This is a genomic window from Rhizobium sp. CFBP 13644 (assembly GCF_014842165.1).
Classification (GTDB): Bacteria; Pseudomonadota; Alphaproteobacteria; order Rhizobiales; family Rhizobiaceae; genus Agrobacterium; species Agrobacterium tumefaciens_C.
Map to the genome: position 1 here is coordinate 1,008,660 of NZ_JACYVF010000001.1, position 20,871 is coordinate 1,029,530.

Annotated in this window: 16 protein-coding genes; 13 read left to right on the forward strand and 3 right to left on the reverse strand. The window is 58.3% G+C overall.

Annotation, left to right across the window (positions count from 1 at the left end; genetic code table 11):
• Positions 1–57: 57 nt before the first annotated feature.
• Positions 58–1,962, reverse strand: coding sequence for a molecular chaperone DnaK (gene dnaK / locus IFT53_RS04835; protein ID WP_192063138.1), 1,905 nt, complete (start codon positions 1,960–1,962; stop codon positions 58–60).
• Positions 1,963–2,313: 351 nt separating this feature from the next.
• Here dnaK and IFT53_RS04840 point away from each other — a divergent pair, with 351 nt between their 5' ends.
• From IFT53_RS04840 to IFT53_RS04855, 4 genes are all read left to right on the forward strand, one after another.
• Positions 2,314–4,071: an alkaline phosphatase gene (locus tag IFT53_RS04840; protein WP_192063137.1), complete on the forward strand. Its 1,758-nt coding sequence runs from the start codon at positions 2,314–2,316 to the stop codon at positions 4,069–4,071.
• Between the two features lie 194 nt (positions 4,072–4,265).
• On the forward strand, positions 4,266–4,730 hold the full coding sequence (locus IFT53_RS04845; RefSeq protein ID WP_192063136.1) for a hypothetical protein: 465 nt from the start codon (positions 4,266–4,268) through the stop codon (positions 4,728–4,730).
• Positions 4,731–4,732: 2 nt separating this feature from the next.
• A complete protein-coding gene (locus tag IFT53_RS04850) occupies positions 4,733–5,413 on the forward strand; it encodes an ABC transporter ATP-binding protein (RefSeq protein ID WP_192063135.1) in 681 nt (226 codons plus the stop codon).
• 1 nt (position 5,414) lies between these two features.
• On the forward strand, positions 5,415–6,719 hold the full coding sequence (locus tag IFT53_RS04855; RefSeq protein WP_192063134.1) for an ABC transporter permease: 1,305 nt from the start codon (positions 5,415–5,417) through the stop codon (positions 6,717–6,719).
• Positions 6,720–6,748: 29 nt separating this feature from the next.
• Here IFT53_RS04855 and IFT53_RS04860 read toward each other — a convergent pair whose 3' ends face one another.
• Entirely contained in the window at positions 6,749–8,377 is a 1,629-nt protein-coding gene (locus tag IFT53_RS04860) for an MFS transporter (protein ID WP_192063133.1), read from the reverse strand.
• 278 nt (positions 8,378–8,655) lie between these two features.
• On the opposite strand from IFT53_RS04860, the gene rimP reads away from it, so the two are divergent.
• The 9 genes from rimP (at position 8,656) to IFT53_RS04905 (ending at position 19,885) form a co-directional block, all read left to right on the forward strand.
• Entirely contained in the window at positions 8,656–9,240 is a 585-nt protein-coding gene (gene rimP / locus IFT53_RS04865; protein WP_192063132.1) for a ribosome maturation factor RimP, read from the forward strand.
• A 52-nt stretch (positions 9,241–9,292) separates the two neighbouring features.
• Positions 9,293–10,903, forward strand: coding sequence for a transcription termination factor NusA (gene nusA, locus IFT53_RS04870; protein ID WP_192063131.1), 1,611 nt, complete (start codon positions 9,293–9,295; stop codon positions 10,901–10,903).
• Complete coding sequence (locus IFT53_RS04875) at positions 10,900–11,592, forward strand: RNA-binding protein (RefSeq protein ID WP_192063130.1); 693 nt, start codon at positions 10,900–10,902, stop codon at positions 11,590–11,592. The genes nusA and IFT53_RS04875 overlap by 4 nt, the downstream gene beginning before the upstream one ends.
• A 102-nt stretch (positions 11,593–11,694) precedes the next feature.
• Positions 11,695–14,457 carry a translation initiation factor IF-2 gene (infB, locus tag IFT53_RS04880; protein WP_192063129.1) on the forward strand — a complete coding sequence of 921 codons (2,763 nt, stop codon included), beginning with the start codon at positions 11,695–11,697 and terminating at the stop codon, positions 14,455–14,457.
• Between the two features lie 74 nt (positions 14,458–14,531).
• Entirely contained in the window at positions 14,532–14,948 is a 417-nt protein-coding gene (gene rbfA, locus IFT53_RS04885) for a 30S ribosome-binding factor RbfA (protein WP_042616157.1), read from the forward strand.
• Positions 14,949–14,951: 3 nt separating this feature from the next.
• Positions 14,952–15,899, forward strand: coding sequence for a tRNA pseudouridine(55) synthase TruB (gene truB, locus IFT53_RS04890; protein WP_042616156.1), 948 nt, complete (start codon positions 14,952–14,954; stop codon positions 15,897–15,899).
• Between the two features lie 193 nt (positions 15,900–16,092).
• On the forward strand, positions 16,093–16,362 hold the full coding sequence (rpsO, locus tag IFT53_RS04895) for a 30S ribosomal protein S15 (RefSeq protein WP_042616155.1): 270 nt from the start codon (positions 16,093–16,095) through the stop codon (positions 16,360–16,362).
• Positions 16,363–16,648: 286 nt separating this feature from the next.
• Complete coding sequence (pnp, locus tag IFT53_RS04900) at positions 16,649–18,787, forward strand: polyribonucleotide nucleotidyltransferase (protein ID WP_192063128.1); 2,139 nt, start codon at positions 16,649–16,651, stop codon at positions 18,785–18,787.
• Between the two features lie 78 nt (positions 18,788–18,865).
• Positions 18,866–19,885 carry a class I SAM-dependent methyltransferase gene (locus tag IFT53_RS04905; protein ID WP_192063127.1) on the forward strand — a complete coding sequence of 340 codons (1,020 nt, stop codon included), beginning with the start codon at positions 18,866–18,868 and terminating at the stop codon, positions 19,883–19,885.
• Here IFT53_RS04905 and IFT53_RS04910 read toward each other — a convergent pair whose 3' ends face one another.
• On the reverse strand, positions 19,886–20,830 hold the full coding sequence (locus IFT53_RS04910; RefSeq protein WP_192063126.1) for an AEC family transporter: 945 nt from the start codon (positions 20,828–20,830) through the stop codon (positions 19,886–19,888). It lies immediately after the preceding gene.
• Positions 20,831–20,871 lie beyond the last annotated feature (41 nt).

Sequence of the window (20,871 nt, forward strand, 5' to 3'; positions counted from 1 at the left end):
GCTGCACGAGGCAGCCGGATTTCAGTCAAGCATCAATTGGATTTCAAAAGCCGCTGTTTATGCGGACTTCTTGTCGTCCTTGATTTCCTCGTAGTCTGCGTCAACGACGTCGTCCTTATGGCCTTCGCCAGCGCCTTCGCCGCCTTCAGCCTGCTGGGCTTCGTAGACAGCCTGACCGAGCTTCATGGAAACTTCCATGAGGGTCTGGGTCTTGGCCTGAATGTCATCGGCATCCGGCTCGGACGCTTCGACAGACAACTTCAGCGCAGCGATGGCATCTTCGATGGCCTTGCGGTCCGTTTCGGAAACCTTGTCGCCATATTCCTTCACCGACTTCTCGGAGGAGTGGATCAGGCTTTCGGCCTGGTTCTTGGCTTCCACACCGGCGCGACGCTTCTTGTCGGCCTCAGCATTAGCTTCGGCGTCCTTCACCATCTTGTCGATGTCGGCGTCAGACAGACCACCAGATGCTTGGATACGGATCTGCTGCTCCTTGCCGGTGCCCTTGTCCTTGGCGGAAACCTGCACGATGCCGTTGGCGTCGATATCGAAGGTGACTTCGATCTGCGGAACGCCGCGTGGCGATGGTGGCAGGCCGACGAGGTCGAACTGGCCGAGAAGCTTGTTGTCCTGCGCCATTTCGCGCTCACCCTGGCTGACGCGAATTGTCACGGCAGACTGGTTATCTTCGGCGGTCGAGAAAGTCTGGCTCTTCTTGGTCGGGATCGTCGTGTTACGGTCGATCAGACGTGTGAAGACGCCACCCAGTGTTTCAATGCCGAGCGACAGAGGCGTTACGTCGAGAAGCAGAACGTCTTTGACGTCACCCTGCAGAACGCCTGCCTGAATGGCCGCGCCCATGGCAACGACTTCATCAGGGTTCACGCCCTTATGGGGCTCCTTGCCAAACAGCTGCTTGACGATTTCCTGAACCTTCGGCATGCGGCTCATGCCGCCAACCAGAACAACTTCGTCGATTTCAGCAGCCGTTACGCCGGCATCCTTCAACGCTGCCTTGCACGGCGCAACAGTGCGCTGAACCAGGTCGTCGACCAGGTTTTCGAACTTGGCGCGTGTCAGCTTCAGCGTCAGGTGCTTTGGACCTGTTGCGTCTGCGGTGATGAAGGGCAGGTTGATTTCTGTCTGCTGCGAAGAAGACAGCTCGATCTTTGCCTTTTCAGCGGCTTCCTTCAGGCGCTGAAGCGCAAGCTTGTCGCCCTTGAGGTCAATGCCCTGATCCTTCTTGAATTCGCCAGCCAGATACTCGACCAGACGCATGTCGAAGTCTTCGCCGCCAAGGAATGTATCGCCGTTGGTGGACTTCACTTCGAAGACGCCGTCGCCGATTTCCAGAACGGAAATATCGAAGGTACCGCCGCCCAAGTCATATACGGCAATGGTCTTGCCTTCGGTCTTGTCGAGGCCATAGGCCAGCGCTGCAGCCGTTGGCTCGTTGATGATGCGCAGAACTTCAAGACCGGCGATGCGGCCTGCATCCTTGGTTGCCTGGCGCTGCGCGTCATTGAAGTAGGCAGGAACGGTGATGACGGCCTTCTCGACCTTTTCGCCGAGGTAGGATTCAGCCGTTTCCTTCATCTTCTGCAGAATCATGGCAGAGATCTGCGAAGGGGAATAACCCTTGCCCTGCGCCTGTACCCAGGCATCGCCATTGTCACCCCGGACGATATCGAACGGAACGAGGCCCTTGTCCTTTTCAACGGTCGGATCTTCGTAACGGCGACCGATAAGGCGCTTTACGGCAAAGAGAGTGTTGGTTGGGTTGGTGACAGCCTGACGCTTTGCAGGCTGGCCGACCAGACGCTCGCCATCGTCGCTGAATGCGACCATGGAAGGGGTCGTGCGTGCACCTTCTGCGTTTTCAATAACTTTGGTGTCCTTGCCGTCCATCACTGCAACGCAGGAATTGGTCGTGCCAAGGTCGATACCGATTACTTTTGCCATTTTTCTTCTCTCCTTGAAGCGAATTGTCGGAACCCCGGGAGGCATTCCACTGACAACTCCTTGACTTGGATGGTCTTCCGGTTTGGGCAGCATTTCTGCTGGTCTGCGGGGTATATAAGGAGCGATTTTTCTGCCTGCAAGGCGATACCGCTGCTGAGGGGCGCAAAAATGAAGAAATGAAGCCTTCATAACCAATTGAGGCACCCCCGTACCGGCGCACCGCATCGCAATGCCGAAATCTTCGCCCTTTCAGCGCTCGACGGAATATGGCCAGAACCGTCACGCCGTTGTCATGCACCTTGCCTATAGGCGTGTACATCTTCAACGAAACACCCATACCGCGAGGTTCTCATGCGCCAATTTCTCGCCATGCTTGTTGCAACCACCGTTCTTGCCGGTGCTGCCCAGGCCGCGACTGTCTACCCCCTTGATCGTGCCACGATCCTGACCGGCTCGCCTTTCGACTTCAAGGTCGAGTTCAAGAGCGTGGTCAAGGCCGATGACATCAAAATCATGGTCAATGGTCAGGATTACAAGGCTGTGTTCGGCGCTGACGTGACATTTGTTGCGGAAGAAAAGGGCAAGGAAGACAAGATCCTCGGTTCGGCCGTAACGCTTCGTGGTCTCAAGATTGCCAAGGCTGGCGATTACAAGGTGGAAGTTTCTGCCGGTTCGGAAACCAAGAACGTCACCTGGACTGTTTACGGCACGCCGGAAGCACCAAAGGCCAAGAACATCATTTTCCTTCTGGGTGATGGCCTGTCTGTTGCGCACCGCACCGCTGCCCGCATCATGTCCAAGGGCATGACCGAAGGCAAGGCGAACGGCCGCCTCAACATGGATGAGATGGACCGCATGGCCTTCATCGGCACATCGTCCACGGAAGCCATCGCGACCGATAGCGCCAACACCATGTCTGCCTACATGACCGGCCACAAGGCTCCTGTGAACGCTCTCGGCGTTTATGGCGACCGCACGCCTTCCAGCCTTGACGACCCGAAGGTTGAGACGATGGGTGAGGCTCTGCGCCGCCAGACGAAGAAGTCCATCGGCATCGTGACCACATCCGAATTGCAGGATGCGACGCCTGCGGCCATCGTTTCCCACACCCGCAAGCGCGCCGACAAGGCCGAAATCACCGGCATGATGCTGGATGTGAAGCCAGACGTAGTTCTCGGTGGCGGTTCCGCCTATTTCCTCGGCAAGGAAACACCCGGTTCCAAGCGCAAGGACGACAAGGACTATATCAAGCTGTTCAAGGATGCAGGCTACACGCTGGCAACCGACAAGAGCGAGCTTGAAAAGGCTGAAGGCTCCAACACCGGCAAGCTTCTGGGCCTGTTCCACACAAGCAACATGGATACCGTGCTTGACCGCAACTTCCTCAAGAAGGGCACTGTCGACAAGTTTCCAAACCAGCCCGGCCTGGTCGATATGACCGAGGCAGCACTCGGTGAACTGTCCAAGAACCCGGACGGTTTCTTCCTGATGGTTGAAGCGGCCAATATCGATAAAATGTCCCACCCGCTGGATTGGGACCGCGCCGTCATGGAAACCATCGAATTCGACAAGGCCGTCGGCGTTGCTCGTGAATTCGCTGCCAAGAACCCTGACACGCTGATCGTCGTGACCGGCGACCACACCCATGGCGTTTCCATCATCGGCACCGTCGATGACGAAAAGCCGGGCGATGAAATGCGCGCCAAGGTCGGCACCTATGCCGAAGCCGGTTTCCCGAACTACGAAGACAAGGATAATGACGGTTATCCAGACCGGATCGACGTGACCCGCCGCCTGTTCCTGAATGCCAATAATGGTCCAGACCATTATGAAACATTCCGTCCGAAGATGGATGGTCCTTTCGTTCCGGCGATCCAGAACGAAAAGAAGGAATATATCGCCAACGAAGCCTACAAGAACGTTCCAGGCGCTGTCTTCGTTCAGGGCAACATTCCAAAGGATGGCGACAGCGGCGTTCACGCCGTAGACGATATCGTTCTCCAGTCTACAGGCCCCGGCTCGGAAGAGTTCAAGGGTTACATGGAACAGAGCGACGTTTACCGCGTGCTGGCCGATACATTCGCCCTCGGCACCAAGCAGACGCAGTAATCACCGCTCTTGCTGATCAGGATCCGGCTCGCAGCCTGCGGGCCGGATCATCTCGTTTAGAGCATTTCCGGCGAAAAGGTGTCGCCTCCAATGCTCTATCTGTTTGTTTTTACGCAATTCCGGACGCAAAACCGGTTCCCACTTTTGCTGGAATTGCTCTCGAATAACCCGGACAGGTCAGATCGGAGATCGCCATGGCGCACCCCTCCCCACCGCTCACACGCAGGCAGTCGCTTCAGCTCGCCGGTATGGCGGGTTTTTCCATTTGGGCAGGGCCGTCTCTCGCGGCACCGTCGCCGCTCACCTTCGATGAGATGTATGGCAAGATCGGTGTGCTGGGTCTGGAATTTTCCGACAAGCTGAAGCAGTTGAGCGGCAAGGAAATCCGCATGAAGGGCTTCATGGCGCCGCCCTTGAAGGCTGAGGCTGCCTTCTTCGTGCTGACGGAAATTCCCATGGCGCTCTGCCCGTTCTGCTCGTCGGATTCCGACTGGCCGGATAATATTGTCGTCGTCTACCTCTCGGAAAAGCAGACCTTCGTGCAGCCGAGCACCACGATTGATGTCACCGGCATCCTTGAACACGGCTCCTGGACAGACCCGGAAACGGGTTTCGTCAGCCTCGTGCGCATTCGTGACGCACAATATGCGGTGTCCTGACCATGCTGTCCCTCACCATAACAAACCTTGCCGTTTCCTATCCCGGCCTTGCCAAACCCGTCCTTCACATTGATACGCTGAGCATTGCTGCTGGTGAGATGGTGGCGATCTCGGGTGCATCCGGTTCGGGCAAAAGCACCTTCGTCAATATCATCACCGGGCTGGAGCGGGTTTGCCAGGGCACGGTTGTCTGGAGCGATGACGACATCGCCGGATTGACCGAAACCAGACGAGACCAGTGGCGTGGCCAGAATGTCGGCCTCGTCATGCAGGACTTTCATTTGCTGCCGGGCCTGTCGGCCATCGAAAACGTGCTTCTGCCCGTTCGCCTCAGCCGCGCAATGTCGAGGGATTACGGCAAGCGGGCAGGCAAATTGCTGAAAAAGACCGGTTTGAAACGACCGGACCAGTCCATCGACACCATGTCGCGCGGCGAGATGCAGCGCGTGGCCATTGCGCGTGCGCTGTTGCGAAAGCCCGGCGTCATCGTTGCCGATGAGCCCACCGCAAGCCTCGACCCCGATCATGCCGAGGCCATCGGCCGCCTGTTGGTCGATCTGGCCCGGGCGGAAGGCGCCACACTTGTTGTCATCACCCATGACAGGCTTCTGGCAGAACGCCTCGACCGCCGTCTGGAACTCGCCAATGGCCGTATCCTGACCGACACCGCCGGGAACCCTTGATATGATCCGTTTTATTCTCTCCGACCTGAAGCGCCTCTGGGCCGGTTCTCTCGTCGTCGTACTCCTTGTTTCGCTCGCGACGGCGCTCGGCGTGACCGTGACCTTGCAGGAGCGCGCGCTTCGACTGGGAACCGCCCGCGCTGCCGATAAATTCGATCTCGTCATCGGCGCTGCCGGCAGCGAAACGCAACTCGTACTTTCCTCGGTCTTTCTACAGGCTGCACCCTTGCCGCTCGTCGGTGGTGAGACATTGGCAAAGCTGGCCAAAGACCCCCGCGTCGCATGGGCCGGGCCGGTCGGCTTTGGTGATTCCTTTGCCGGCTATCCGATTGTCGGAACGACCACCGCGCTCATCGACAACACGTCAGGCGGTCTGACGGAAGGCCAGGGTCTTGCCGATGGTGAAGACGCCGTGATCGGCTCTGCCGTGGATTTGCCTATTGGCGCAGAGATCAAGCCGATGCACGGCTCAGCGGAAGAAGGCGGCCATACCCATACGGAAATCGTCTATCACGTTCAGGGGCGTCTGAAGCCAACGGGCACGCCGTGGGATCGCGCCATTCTGGTGCCCATCAGCTCCGTCTGGCACATTCACGGCATGGAAGCCGGAGAGCATGCGCACGATCATGAAGGGCATGAGCATGCAGCCGAGGGCCATGCGGCGCATGCGTCCGAACCGCACGATCATGATGCACACAATCATGAGGCACATGACCATGACGCCCATGCCCACGAAGAAGGCGGACTGGACGAAACCTTCACGACCGAAACGCCCGGTGTTCCGGCTATTCTGGTGAAGCCAAAGACAATCGCCGATGCCTATAAGCTGCGGCAGGAATACCGGCAGGGCAACACGCTTGCGGTCTTTCCCGGTGAGGTGCTGACGAAACTCTATGCCACGCTGGGGGACGCACGGCAGGTGCTGTCTGTCGTCGCTATCGGAGCGCAGGGTCTGGTGGGCGCATCGCTTATTCTCGTGACCTTGACCCATATCGTTCAAAGGCGAAAACAGATCGGTGCCCTCAGGGCCTTCGGTGCGCCCCGCTCATCCATCTCGCTGATCGTCTGGACGGAGCTGTTTGCGCTGTTTGCAACCGGCATCGCGCTCGGCTTCGCAATTGGTTTTGGAGCGGCCAAGGTTATCACCGGCATGCTTGTCGCCAAAAGCGGCGTCGTCATGCCGGTGGAATTTGCACGGGTGGATGCCACGCAAGCGGCGGTGCTGCTGGCTGTTGCGGCGGTTCTTGCCGTTCTTCCGGCATGGCTTGCCTATCGCCAGTCACCCGCCGAGGCACTTCGCGGGTAGCAAGGCGCATGGCGGCCATCTTGGCCGCCTCAATGCGGATCGATATGCGCCTTGTGGAAAATATCGTCCTGAGGCGGTATCGCCTGACGTTCGATCATCCGGTGGACACGAGGGCGGGTCGCGCCACGGTGCAGCTTTAAAATGCTGTCCCAGCTTTCCGCATCCGCCTGGGTGCGGCGCTGGTTGTGCCTGACATATTCGACCCATGTCGGTACGTGGTAGATTTCCGTCCAGATATCGGGGTTCTCGAGATCGCGCATCAAGGTCCAGTTCTGCGCGCCATCGCGCAGGCGAATGCGTCGGCGCTCAACCATGATGGTCATGAACTCCGCAAGGTCAGAATCGTCGATCTCGTAATCCACGAGAATGGCAATCGGGCCGCTGCGAGGCTTGACGTCGAGAAGCAGGTTCGGCTCCACGAAGCGGTTGAGCGGATCGAGATTGAGCGAGGCAAAGGCTGGCATCGTCAGCTTGAAACCGACGATAACACCCAACAGCATCAGCAAGCACGAACAGAGAAGCGAGTAGCTTAGGCCATAATTTTCAGCCAGCGATCCCCACAGCCAGCTTCCCAGCGCGATGCCGCCAAAGGTCAGCGTCTGGTAGAGCGAAAGCGCACGCCCCACCACCCAGCGCGGCGTAGACAATTGCACGATGGTGTTGAAGAGCGAGAGCGCCAGCACCCAGCTCGCGCCGGCGATGGTGAGGAAAAGCGCCGTCACGATTGCATTGGTGCTGATGGCCGTCACACCGGCGCTCAGCGCAAAGCCGAGAAAGGCGACGCGCACGATCCACTCACTGCTCAATGTTTCGCGAAGACGCGCACTAATCAGGGCCCCGCCCACGGCCCCCACCCCGAAAGCGCCCAGCATAATGCCATAGGTCAATGGTCCGCCCTGCACCAGATCCCGCGCAACCAGCGGCATCAGCGCCAAAATCGCGCTGGCTGACAGGCCGAACAGAAAGCCGCGCACCAGCACCTTGCCGATATTGGGCGACATCGCCACGTAGCGCATGCCAGCGGAAATCGCCGCGAACAGTTGCTCGCGTGGCAGGGTCGATGTGCTTTTCGGCGGCTGCCATTTCACCAGCGCGTAGATCAATGCAAAATAGCTGAATGTGTTGACCAGAAACGCCGCCGCCGCGCCGCCAACCGCCACGATGACACCACCAATGGCCGGGCCGACGCTGCGGGTGATGTTGAAGCCGACACTGTTGAGCGTCACGGCTGCGGGCAGATCCTCACGCGGCACCATTTCTCCCACGGATGCCTGCCATGACGGATTGTTGAGCGCGGTTCCACAGCCGATCATGAAGGTGAAGAACAGCAGGAGCCACGGCGAAAGCCAGCCGAACCACGCAAAAACCGTCAGCATGACGGAGGCCGTCAGCATCAGGAACTGCGCCGAGATCATGATGCGGCGACGATCGAAGCTATCAGCCAATGCGCCAGACACCAGCGAAAACAGCATGATGGGAAGCGAGGTCGATGCCTGCACTAGCGCAATCATGTTTTCAGACGATGATAGCGCGGTCATCATCCATGCCGCGCCCACGGCCTGAATAAGCCCGCCAAAATTCGACGCGATACTCGCAAACCAGATCGTTCTGTATGTCTGGTGGCGCAATGGCAGCAGTGGGGATTTTCTATCAGGCACGGGCAGTCCAATTGATGCAATGGCTCATCCGGCTGACACTATAGACGCCGTTTGAGAGGATGCTACTGTTTCAAGCGATTGGACGGTAAAATTGTGACGGCGGGCAATTTTGCTCGTTTTACGCCGCATCCTTGCAATATTGCAGATAAGGGTCTATACGGACATTCAAATTCTTGATCGTCTGATGAAGAGTGGGGCCGAAAGGCTCCGCTCTTTTTCGTTAGGCGCCCTGAAAACCGGCCCCAAAGCCGGTTTGGACATGAGACCGGAAGGCCACAATGGCAGAAGCCGAACCAAGACTGATAACCGAAACAGGCGTTGACCAGCGCATCGCCGAGATCATCGAGCCGGTGCTTGCGGGCATGGGCTATCTTCTGGTGCGGGTTCGCCTGTCCAACCAGAACGGCGCGACCTTGCAGGTCATGGCCGAGCGCGAAGACGGAACCATGACCGTGCAGGATTGCGAAGCGGTCTCGCTCGCCATTTCTCCGGTTCTGGATGTAGAAGATCCCGTTCAAACGGCGTATCATCTTGAAGTCTCATCGCCCGGCATCGATCGGCCGATGGTGCGCAAGGTGGATTTTGTCCGCTGGCAGGGCCATATTGTCAAAGTCGAGACATCGATCCTAGTGGATAACCGCAAGCGTTTCCGCGGCAAGATCGCCAGTGTCGAAGAGGACGGCTTCAGACTGGAACGTGACCAGATCGCCTATGGTGAAGAGCCTGTGGTGATGATCCCATTCAATACCCTTTCCGACGCGAAGCTGATCCTGACCGATGATCTGATTCGCGAGGCGCTGAAGGCGGACAAGCAGGCCAAGGCCGCTGCCGCCAATCAGAACGAAGAAGCAGACGAAGACTAATTCCCAACGTAAGCCCTGATACGCGGGCAAAACGACTTACGGAGACATAAAAATGGCAGTAAGTGCTAACCGGCTTGAGCTTCTGCAGATCGCCGATGCTGTGGCGCGCGAAAAGGTCATCGACCGCGAAATCGTGCTCGCCGCGATGGCCGACGCCATCCAGAAGGCTGCCCGCTCGCGTTACGGTTCCGAGAGCAACATCCGCGCCGACATCAACTCCAAGACCGGCGAAATCCGCTTGCAGCGTCTGCTCGAAGTTGTCGAGAAGGCCGAAGACTACGGCACGCAGATTCCTCTGGAGCTGGCACGCGACCGCAACGTCGATGCAAAGATTGGCGATTACATTGCCGATCCACTGCCACCGATGGATTTCGGCCGTATCGCTGCCCAGTCCGCCAAGCAGGTCATCGTTCAAAAGGTTCGTGAAGCCGAGCGTGATCGCCAGTTCGACGAGTTCAAGGACCGCATCGGCGAAATCATCAACGGCACTGTCAAGCGCGTCGAATATGGCAACGTCATCGTCGATCTGGGCCGTGGCGAAGGTATCATCCGTCGCGACGAAATGATTCCTCGCGAAAACCTGCGCTATGGCGACCGCGTTCGCGCCTTCGTTTACGATGTGCGCCGCGAACAGCGTGGTCCGCAGATTTTCCTGTCGCGTACTCACCCACAGTTCATGGTCAAGCTTTTCACCATGGAAGTGCCGGAAATCTACGACGGCATCATCCAGATCAAGTCGGTTGCCCGTGACCCCGGTTCGCGCGCCAAGATCGCAGTTATTTCCAATGACAGCTCGATCGATCCGGTCGGCGCCTGCGTCGGTATGCGCGGTAGCCGTGTTCAGGCCGTTGTTGCCGAACTTCAGGGCGAAAAGATCGACATCATTCCGTGGTCGCAGGATCCGGCATCCTTCATCGTCAACGCGCTTCAGCCTGCTGAAGTCGCCAAGGTGGTTCTGGATGAAGAAGCCGAGCGCATCGAAGTCGTCGTGCCGGATGAGCAGCTGTCGCTCGCCATTGGTCGTCGCGGTCAGAACGTGCGCCTTGCTTCGCAGCTAACCGGCTGGGACATCGACATCATGACGGAAGCCGAAGAGTCCGAGCGCCGTCAGAAGGAATTCAACGAACGCACCGGCATCTTCATGGAAGCGCTGGATGTGGACGAAATGGTCGGTCAGGTGCTCGCATCCGAAGGCTTCGCCCAGGTCGAGGAACTGGCTTATGTGGACCTCAGCGAAATCTCGTCCATCGACGGTTTCGATGAAGACACGGCTGTTGAAATCCAGACCCGTGCCAAGGAATATCTCGAGCGCATCGAGACCGAAATGGACGCCAAGCGCAAGGAACTCGGTGTAGCCGACGAACTGCGCCAGATCGAAGGCCTGACATCTCAGATGTTGGTCGCCCTTGGTGAAGAAGGCGTCAAGACCATCGAAGACTTTGCAGGCTGCGCCGCCGACGATCTGGTTGGCTGGAGTGAGCGCAAGGACGGTGAGACGAAGAAGTTCGAGGGAACTTTCTCCAAGCTCGACGTTTCTCGTGTTGAAGCTGAAAACATGATCGTTCAGGCCCGTCTTCTGGCTGGCTGGATCACCGCTGAAGATCTTGCTGCCCAGCAGGAAGCTGCAGCAACCGAGGAGGCGGATACCGCCGATCAGGAATGACATCGCAGGCGCATGAGCCCGAAGAGCTGCTCGACGACGAGCCGTTCGAAGGTACCGCCAGCGAGCGGATGTGCATTGTGACACGACAAATCGGAACACCGGATGAGTTGATCCGTTTTGTCGCAGGCCCGGACCAGAGCGTTGTTCCGGACCTGAAACGCCAATTACCGGGGCGCGGTTGCTGGGTCACACCCGAGCGCGCCCTGATAGAAAAGGCAATTGCGAAGAAGCTCTTTGCACGCGCCTTGAAGACGGATGTGAAAGCCGGGCCGGACCTTCTGGATACGATGGACCGGTTGATGGCGCAGAACCTGACGGGAATGATGAACATGGCGCGCAAGGCGGGCCAGTTCATTTCCGGCGCGACGAAAGTCGATGCGTCGGTCCGGTCTGGCCAGGTGCTTGCGGTTTTTCACGCAACGGATGCAGCGCCAGATGGCGTGAGAAAGATAAGCCAGGCCCGCAAGGCCTGGACGCTCGGCTCTGGAGCCGAGAGCGAAATACCAGCTTTCCAGCTCTTCAGTGAGCAGGAAATGGACGAACTGATGGGCCAGAATGCTTTTATCCATGCCTGCGCGCTTGCAGGACAGGCGGGTGAGGGTGTAGTGAAGCGCGCAAAGATGCTCGAGCGGTATCGCCATGGCGATAGACCTCAGGTGGATTTAGACGCTGCCCGGACAGAACAATGACGCGGTCATCGGACAATTTCCGCCGCCGCGTACGGATGCAGCTAGTTAAAGACGAGGCCAGATGAATGTCATCCGGCTCTCGTTTGAAGGAACGGGAACGGAATGACCGATAACAACGACGACAAGACACTCAACGCACAGCCCAAGAAGACCCTGACACTGAAGCCCAGTGGAGCGTCTCAGGGTACTGTGCGTCAGGATATGGGTCGTGGTCGCACCAACGCGGTTGTGGTGGAAACCCGCAAGCGCCGCCCATTGCGTCCAGAAGACGAGAAGCCCATTACACCTGTAACACCTGCTGCGACTGCTACGCCAGCGGCTGCACCGCAGGCGGCAAGACCTGCCGCACCGGCAGCGCCTGCCCCGCGTCAGCAGCCTCAGGGTCAGCGCCCTTACCAGTCTGGCAACCAGAACAACAACAATCAGAACCGTTCTGCGCCATCGCAGCCTTCGCGTCAGCCGGACCGCCCACGTGGCGCCGTTTTGCATGACCTTTCGGCTGGCGAAATGGATGCGCGTCGCCGCGCTCTGGCAGAAGCCCAGGCTCGCGATATCATCGAAGCCAAGCAGCGCGCCGAAGACGAAGCACGCCGCAAGGTAGAAGAAGAAGCTCGCGCTATTGCCGAGAAGGAAGAAGCTGCGCGCCGCGCCGCTGAAGAGGCACTGGCCGCCAAGTCCGCGCCTGCCCCTGCTCCAACTCCGGCTCCGGTCGAAGCAGCGCCCGCTCCTGTTGCCGCCAGGTCTCCTGCTGGTGCTGGTCGTGGCGATACGCGCTCGCAGACAACCACACGCACAATACCAGCGGCCGTCCCTACGCCCATCGACAATGCCGGTCCTCGCGGCCGTCGTCCCGGTAGCGAAGAAGAAAGTGACGATCGTGGCGTCCGTCGCGGCGGCGTGCCGGTTCGCGGCAAGGTAACGGCTCCTGTTCCTGCCAAGCCTGCTGCTCGCCTCAAGACAGAAGAAGAGCGTCGTCGCGGTAAGCTGACGGTTACCTCCAATCTGGAAGAAGACGGTCAGGCTCGCGGTCGCTCGCTGTCTGCCATGCGTCGCCGCCAGGAGAAATTCCGCCGCGGCCAGATGCAGGAAACGCGCGAAAAGGTGCTGCGCGAAGTCACTCTGCCTGAGACCATCACCATTCAGGAACTGTCGCAGCGTATGTCCGAACGGGCTGTCGATGTGATCAAGTACCTGATGAAGGAAGGCCAGATGATGAAGCCGGGCGACGTCATCGACGCCGATCTGGCTGAAATCATCGCAGTGGACTTCGGCCATACCGTCAAGCGCGTATCGGAATCCGACATTGAAGAAGGTATCTTCAACGTCTCCGACGATGATGGCGGCGAACTGGTTTCGCGTCCTCCTGTTGTTACCATCATGGGTCACGTCGACCACGGCAAAACCTCGCTGCTCGACGCTATCCGTCAGACCAGCGTTGTTTCCGGTGAAGCCGGTGGCATCACCCAGCATATCGGTGCCTATCAGGTCGAGAAGAACGGTCACAAGATCACCTTCATCGACACTCCCGGCCACGCCGCCTTTACGGCCATGCGTGCCCGTGGTGCACAGGCCACCGACATCGCCATTCTGGTGGTTGCAGCCGATGACAGCGTGATGCCGCAGACGATTGAATCGATCAACCATGCCAAGGCAGCGGGTGTTCCGATCATCGTCGCGATCAACAAGATCGACAAGCACGAGGCAAACCCTGAAAAGGTTCGCCAGCAGCTTCTGCAGCACGAAGTCTTCGTGGAATCGATGGGTGGTGAAGTTCTCGACGTGGAAGTTTCCGCCAAGAACAAGCTCAACCTCGACAAGCTTCTCGAAGCCGTCCTGCTCCAGGCTGAAATTCTCGACCTGAAGGCAAACCTCAACCGCACGGCGGAAGGTACGGTCATCGAAGCCGAACTCGACCGTGGCCGTGGTGCCGTTGCAACGATCCTGGTTCAGAAGGGCGTTCTGCGTCCGGGCCAGATCATCGTGGCTGGCGACCAGTGGGGCCGTGTGCGCGCGCTTGTCAACGACAAGGGTGAACACGTCAAGGAAGCTGGTCCGGCCATGCCGGTCGAGGTTCTCGGTCTTTCGGGCACACCATCTGCCGGTGACCGCTTCGCGGTCGTCGAAAACGAAGGTCGCGCTCGCGAAATTTCCGAGTACCGTCAGCGTCTGGCCCGTGACAAGGCCGTTGCCCGTCAGACTGGCCAGCGCGGCTCGCTGGAACAGATGATGACGCAGTTGCAGGCGACAGGCCGCAAGGACTTCCCGCTGCTCATCAAGGCTGACGTGCAGGGTTCTGTCGAAGCGATCATCGCATCGCTGGACAAGCTTGGAACAGACGAAGTTCGTGCACGCATCATCCATTCGGGCGCCGGTGGTATCACCGAGTCTGACATCTCGCTTGCAGAAGCTTCGAACGCGGCCATCATCGGCTTCAACGTTCGTGCCAATGCTCAGGCCCGTCAGGCTTCCGAGCGCGCTGGCATCGAAATTCGCTACTACAACATCATCTACGATCTGGTGGATGACGTGAAGTCTGCGATGTCGGGCCTTCTATCTCCAGAACGTCGCGAAACCTTCCTCGGCAACGCCGAAATTCTGGAAGTCTTCAACATCACCAAGGTCGGCAAGGTTGCCGGTTGCCGTGTCGTCGAAGGCAAGGTGGAACGTGGTGCAGGTGTTCGTCTGGTGCGCGACAACGTCGTTATCCACGAAGGCAAGCTCAAGACGCTCAAGCGCTTCAAGGACGAAGTCGGCGAAGTGCCGGTTGGTCAGGAGTGTGGTATGGCATTCGAAAACTACGAAGACATCCGCGCTGGCGACACCATCGAGTGCTTCCGCGTAGAGCACATCACCAGAACGCTCTAAGCGTTTCGCCGTACACGAAATAACTGTCGGGCGCCGGCTTAACCGGCGCTCGCTTTGTTTGAGGCTAAGACAAAATGGCAAAAGCATCATCATCCGCGCCCACACAACGCATGCTTCGTGTAGCCGAACAGGTTCGCGCAGCGGTGACACAGATTCTGCAGCGTGGCGAAGTGCGCGACGACCTGATTGAAAAGACCGTGATTTCCATCTCGGAAGTGCGCATGTCGACCGATCTCAAGATCGCGACCGCCTTCGTGACCCCGATCGGCGTTGACGACCACACAGATACGATTGCGGCGCTGAACCGTCACGCCAAGTTTCTGCGTGGCCGCCTCGGCCCGCATATTCGGCAGCTGAAATATGTGCCGGAACTGCGTTTCCGCGACGATACCAGCTTCGACAATTACAAGAAGATCGACGCGCTTTTGCGCTCCCCGGAGGTCCTGCGCGATTTGGGACCTTCAACCGATAAAGACGACGAGCAGAACTGAAGCATGTCCAAACCACGCAAACAGCAGCACCGCAAGCCGAAAGGCCGGGACATTTCCGGCTGGCTTATTCTCGATAAACCCTTCGATTTCGGCTCGACAGAGGCCGTCTCCAAGATCAAATGGCTCTTTAACGCCCAGAAGGCTGGCCACGCTGGCACGCTTGATCCGCTAGCATCCGGCATGTTGCCGATTGCGCTGGGCGATGCGACCAAGACCGTTCCTTATGTGATGGATGGCCGCAAGATCTATGAATTCACCGTTTCCTGGGGCGAAGAGCGCACGACCGACGATATGGAAGGCGAAGTGCTCAACACATCGCCCAACCGGCCGGACGAGCAGGCGATCCGCGATATCCTGCCCAACTATACCGGCACGATCATGCAGATCCCGCCGCAGTTTTCGGCCATCAAGATCGCTGGCGAACGCGCCTATGATATTGCCCGCGGTGGCGAGGTCGTGGAAATCCCGGCACGTGAAGTGGAAATTCACCGCATCACCCTTCTGGCCTGCCCGGATGCCAATACGGCGCATTTCGAAGTCGAATGTGGCAAGGGCACCTATGTGCGCGCGCTGGCCCGCGATTTCGGCCGCGATCTCGGCTGCTACGGCTTTATCTCTGAGCTGCGCCGCTCCATGGTGGCACCGTTTGCCGAAGACGCCATGGTGCCGCTGGCCAAGCTCATCGAGTTCGAAGCCATTGAAGACCGTGACGAGCGACTGGCCGCACTGGATGCCTATCTGATCGATACGTCTGAGGCGCTGTCATCCCTGCCCCATCTCATCATCAATGATGATCAGGCACATCGCCTGAAGATGGGCAACGCCATTCTGCTGCGCGGGCGCGATGCCCCTACGGCGGAAATGGAAGCCTATGCCACGGCCCGTGGCAAGCTGATTGCCATTGGCGAGATTGCCGAAGGCGAGTTTCGTCCCAAGCGCGTTTTCGGCTAGGCCTTGCGGCCTCCCCGATGATCTCCATGCGTGTCATCCTGAAAGAGGCGGTTTTAATCGCCTCTTTCCTTTATGGTGCAATTGGTTTATAGGCGGGGCAGCTTGGGCAGCGCCCGCGCTATACATGGCCAGTGCTGGACGACATCCCGGCGCTTGGCGTCCCGTTTTTCCTTAAAATAGAAAGGATCGTCCGATGTCGATTACTGCAGAGCGCAAAGCCGCCCTCATCAAGGAGTACGCCATCAAGGAAGGTGATACCGGTTCGCCGGAAGTTCAGGTCGCAATTTTGACCGAACGGATCAACAACCTGACAGGCCACTTCAAGGATCACAAGAAGGACAACCACTCGCGTCGTGGCCTTCTGACTCTGGTTTCCAGCCGCCGTTCGCTTCTCGACTACGTCAAGAAGAAGGATGAAGGCCGTTACACCAAGCTGATCACCGCACTCGGCATCCGCCGCTAAAAACTGACACCGGCGGGTTTCGAGAAGAAAATCCCGCCGGTTTTTCTTTAAGGCTGTTCTTCACGGACGCCAAAACGAAGATGGGCCGGATGGGCCGGTGCCGTCTGAAACAAACCGATGACCTGTCATGGGGCAGGATTGCCGGATGCTTATGCAGCGCTTGCTGCGTTGCCGCATGTCTTCAAAGACATACGCGTTTAAGCCTCCCGCTGTCTTGCCCGTGACGTGTTAAAGCCGCCGCGTTTTCCTTTGCTGTGAGAACCGAGGCTACATTTGAGGACAAGAAATGTTCAATCAACATTCCGTCGAAATCGAGTGGGCAGGCCGCCCACTTAGACTTGAAACAGGCAAGGTTGCCCGTCAGGCCGATGGTGCGGTTATCGCAACCTACGGCGAGACCATGGTTCTTGCGACCGTTGTTTCTGCAAAGTCTCCAAAGCCCGGTCAGGATTTCTTCCCGCTGACCGTCAACTACCAGGAAAAGACATACGCAGCCGGCAAGATCCCCGGTGGCTATTTCAAGCGCGAAGGTCGTCCTTCTGAAAAGGAAACTCTGGTTTCCCGCCTGATCGACCGCCCGATCCGCCCGCTGTTTCCTGAAGGCTACAAGAACGACACACAGGTTGTCGTCACTGTCATTCAGCACGATCTCGAAAATGACCCGGACGTTCTGTCGATGGTTGCGGCTTCCGCTGCGCTCACACTGTCTGGCGTTCCTTTCATGGGCCCCGTCGGCGGCGCACGCGTTGGCTACATCAACGGCGAATATGTTCTGAACCCGCATCTCGACGAGATGGACGAGTCGGTTCTGGATCTGGTTGTTGCCGGTACGCAGGACGCCGTCCTGATGGTGGAATCTGAAGCCAAGGAACTCAACGAAGAAATCATGCTCGGCGCAGTGATGTTCGGTCATCGCGGCTTCCAGCCTGTGATCGACGCCATCATCAAGCTGGCTGAAGTTGCTGCCAAGGAACCACGCGAATTCGAACCGGAAGATTTCTCCGCTCTCGAAGCTGAAATGCTCGGCCTGGCCGAAGCTGAACTGCGCGATGCCTACAAGATCACTGAAAAGGCTGCACGTTACGCAGCTGTTGACGTCGTCAAGGGCAAGGTCAAGGCTCACTTCTTCCCAGAAGGCGAAGAGCCAAAGTACACCAACGAAGTTATCGGCGCTGTCTTCAAGCACCTGCAGGCGAAGATCGTTCGCTGGAACATTCTGGACACCAAGAGCCGCATCGATGGCCGCGACCTGTCCACTGTTCGCCCGATCGTTTCTGAAGTCGGCTTGCTGCCACGCACCCACGGTTCTGCGCTGTTCACACGCGGCGAAACACAGGCCATCGTTGTTGCCACACTCGGCACCGGCGAAGACGAGCAGTACGTGGACAGCCTGACCGGCATGTACAAGGAACGCTTCCTTCTGCATTACAACTTCCCTCCCTACTCGGTTGGTGAAACAGGCCGCATGGGCTCCCCAGGCCGCCGCGAAATCGGCCACGGCAAGCTCGCTTGGCGCGCTATCCGCCCGATGCTGCCATCGGTCGAACAGTTCCCTTACACGCTGCGCGTCGTCTCCGAGATCACCGAGTCCAACGGCTCGTCCTCGATGGCAACCGTTTGCGGCACATCGCTCGCGCTGATGGATGCAGGCGTTCCGCTTGCCAAGCCAGTGGCCGGTATTGCCATGGGCCTCATCCTTGAAGGCGAACGCTTCGCCGTTCTGTCCGACATCCTGGGCGATGAAGATCACCTCGGCGATATGGACTTCAAGGTTGCCGGTACAGCTGACGGCATCACCTCGCTGCAGATGGACATCAAGATCGCCGGTATCACCGAAGAGATCATGAAGGTTGCTCTGGAGCAGGCAAAGGGTGGCCGCACGCACATTCTCGGCGAAATGGCCAATGCCATCACCGAGGGACGTTCGCAGCTCGGCGAGTTTGCACCACGCATCGAAGTCATGAACATTCCGGTCGACAAGATCCGTGAAGTCATCGGCTCCGGCGGCAAGGTCATCCGCGAAATCGTTGAAAAGACAGGCGCCAAGATCAACATCGAAGACGATGGCACCGTCAAGATCGCTTCGTCTTCCGGCAAGGAAATCGAAGCAGCTCGCAAGTGGATCCACTCCATCGTGGCAGAGCCTGAAGTTGGCATGATCTACGAAGGCACAGTCGTTAAGACCGCTGACTTCGGCGCATTCGTCAACTTCTTCGGCGCGCGTGACGGTCTGGTTCATATCTCGCAGCTGGCAGCCGATCGCGTTGCCAAGACCTCCGACGTCGTCAAGGAAGGCGATAAGGTTTGGGTCAAGCTGATGGGCTTTGACGAGCGTGGCAAGGTTCGCCTGTCCATGAAGGTTGTCGATCAGGCAACCGGCAAGGAAGCCACTGAAAAGAAGAACGAAGGCGAAGCTGCCGAGTAAGGCTGGCTGCGCTGACCGATATCGAGGCGCGGGGCATCTCCCCGCGCCTTTTTTCTATTTGAACTTAGGACCGACCCCATGAGCCGTGACGCTGTCAAAACCCTGTTCCATCCCTTTGCCGCAGACATGCTGGCGATCCCGAAAACGGGCGAGCGCGTCCTGTTTCTGGGCGCAGAAGCGGATGCGCCGCGTGTGGAAGGGTTTGAGGCCAGTATCACTGCCGTTCAGAACCTTCGCCCGCTCTACCGCGCACTGCATGCGCAAGGCGTCGAAGTTACCCCGGATATTTCCGGCGAAGATTATGACGTCGCACTTCTGATCGGTGGCAAGCACCGTGGCGAAAACGAAAACCGTCTGGCGCAGGCGCTGACCCGCGTGAAGGCCGGTGGCCTCATCGTCGCCGCCGGTTCCAAGGAAGACGGCATCGTCACGCTGCGCAAGACGCTGGCAAAGCTCGGCATCGAAGCGGAATCGACACCGAAATATCACGGCGTCGCCATCTGGTTCCGCCGCCCTGAAGATGTGACTGCGGCTGTTGCCAAGCTCCAGCAGGGTGCTGTCACCGTCGATGGCCGCTTCACAGCCATGCCCGGCATGTTCTCGCACGACCGCATCGATGGCGGCTCGGAGCTTCTGGCATCGCGCATGCCAACGGATTTCGATGGCAATGCGGCCGATTTCGGCGCAGGCTGGGGCTATCTCTCCGTCATGCTGGCTGAAAAGTCCCCGCGCACGGCCCGTATCGATCTGTTCGAGGCAGACTGGAATGCGCTGGAATTTGCCAAGACCAACATGCTGGAAAATTGCCCGCGCCTGACAACGCGCTTCTTCTGGCAGGATCTGGTGGCAGAGCCACCGAAGGAAAAATACGACCTTATCATCATGAACCCGCCTTTCCACGCCAATGGTCAGGCGTCAGAGCCAGCACTCGGCCAGGCCATGATCAAGACTGCGGCAACCGCACTTCGCAGCGGCGGAAAGCTGCTGATGGTTGCCAATCGCGGCATGCCTTACGAGACTGTCCTCTCCACGGAGTTCCGTTCCAGCCAGGAAGTGTGCCGCAATTCGCGCTTCAAGGTTTTGAGCGCGCAGAAGTAATCAGCTTAACAGCCACGCCCAGAACGACACGGTCAGCACACCAAACAGGGTGGAAATGCTGATCGTGGAGGCGGCAATGCTGTGGCCAATGCCGAAGCGGTTGGCCAGCAGCCATGAATTGATGCCCGTCGGCACGCAGGATGTGAGGACCAGCGCTGCAGTCCATGCGGGGCTCAGGCCCAGCGCATGGGCCATCAGCCACACGCAGGCTGGCATCAGGATCAGCTTGAGAGCAGTTATCGTCATCGCGATACGCAGATTGCCACGAATGGGGTATTTCGTCAGCGCCATGCCCAACGAAATCAGCGCCGCCGGACCGGCCATACCGGCAATCTGATCGATCACCGTCGTCACCACGTCGGGCATCGCGAAACCTGTCATGTTGAAGCTCAGCCCCAGCACAAGCGCAATCACCAACGGATTCTGTGCGAGGTTTCGTCCGACCTGCTTGAGCACGGCAAATGCACTGCGCTTTTCGCCACCAGTCACCTTGTGCGTGGCGTTCTCCATCAAAATCGTTCCGGCGATCATCATGATCGGCAGATGCACGACAAGCAGGATGGAGATTGCCACGATGCCATCGCTACCGATGGAGCGACCGACCAGCGGCAGGCCGATGAAGATATTGTTGGCAAAGGCGGATGAAATTCCGGCAATCACACTGATCCGCAGATCCTGTTTGAAAACGTGGCGCGTTATCAGCTGCCCTGCCGCCCAGGTAATGGCAACGCCGAAGAAATAGGTGATCCAGAGCTTGAAGGGTGATGCGCCGTGAAAATCCGCCGTGGCAAGAGTTCGAAAGATCAGCGTCGGCACGGCGACCTTGAACACGAAGTCGCTCAGAACATCGCTCGCCTCCGCCTTGAACATCTTCACCTTCACCGTCATCCAGCCAATGAGAATGAGAATAAAGATCGGCGCGACATTGATGGCGACAGCATACATTGCGGAGGTACTTTCGCAGGCCCTTACAGAAGGCTTCCGGT

Coding starts and splice junctions, on each gene's coding strand:
- IFT53_RS04840 (WP_192063137.1), top strand. CDS start 2,314: ATGCGCCAATTTCTCGCCATGCTTGTTGCAACCACCGTTCTTGCCGGT.
- truB (WP_042616156.1), top strand. CDS start 14,952: ATGTCCAAACCACGCAAACAGCAGCACCGCAAGCCGAAAGGCCGGGAC.
- IFT53_RS04855 (WP_192063134.1), top strand. CDS start 5,415: ATGATCCGTTTTATTCTCTCCGACCTGAAGCGCCTCTGGGCCGGTTCT.
- IFT53_RS04905 (WP_192063127.1), top strand. CDS start 18,866: ATGAGCCGTGACGCTGTCAAAACCCTGTTCCATCCCTTTGCCGCAGAC.
- IFT53_RS04875 (WP_192063130.1), top strand. CDS start 10,900: ATGACATCGCAGGCGCATGAGCCCGAAGAGCTGCTCGACGACGAGCCG.
- rpsO (WP_042616155.1), top strand. CDS start 16,093: ATGTCGATTACTGCAGAGCGCAAAGCCGCCCTCATCAAGGAGTACGCC.
- dnaK (WP_192063138.1), bottom strand. CDS start 1,962: ATGGCAAAAGTAATCGGTATCGACCTTGGCACGACCAATTCCTGCGTT.
- IFT53_RS04845 (WP_192063136.1), top strand. CDS start 4,266: ATGGCGCACCCCTCCCCACCGCTCACACGCAGGCAGTCGCTTCAGCTC.
- IFT53_RS04910 (WP_192063126.1), bottom strand. CDS start 20,830: ATGTATGCTGTCGCCATCAATGTCGCGCCGATCTTTATTCTCATTCTC.
- rbfA (WP_042616157.1), top strand. CDS start 14,532: ATGGCAAAAGCATCATCATCCGCGCCCACACAACGCATGCTTCGTGTA.
- infB (WP_192063129.1), top strand. CDS start 11,695: ATGACCGATAACAACGACGACAAGACACTCAACGCACAGCCCAAGAAG.
- pnp (WP_192063128.1), top strand. CDS start 16,649: ATGTTCAATCAACATTCCGTCGAAATCGAGTGGGCAGGCCGCCCACTT.
- nusA (WP_192063131.1), top strand. CDS start 9,293: ATGGCAGTAAGTGCTAACCGGCTTGAGCTTCTGCAGATCGCCGATGCT.
- rimP (WP_192063132.1), top strand. CDS start 8,656: ATGGCAGAAGCCGAACCAAGACTGATAACCGAAACAGGCGTTGACCAG.
- IFT53_RS04850 (WP_192063135.1), top strand. CDS start 4,733: ATGCTGTCCCTCACCATAACAAACCTTGCCGTTTCCTATCCCGGCCTT.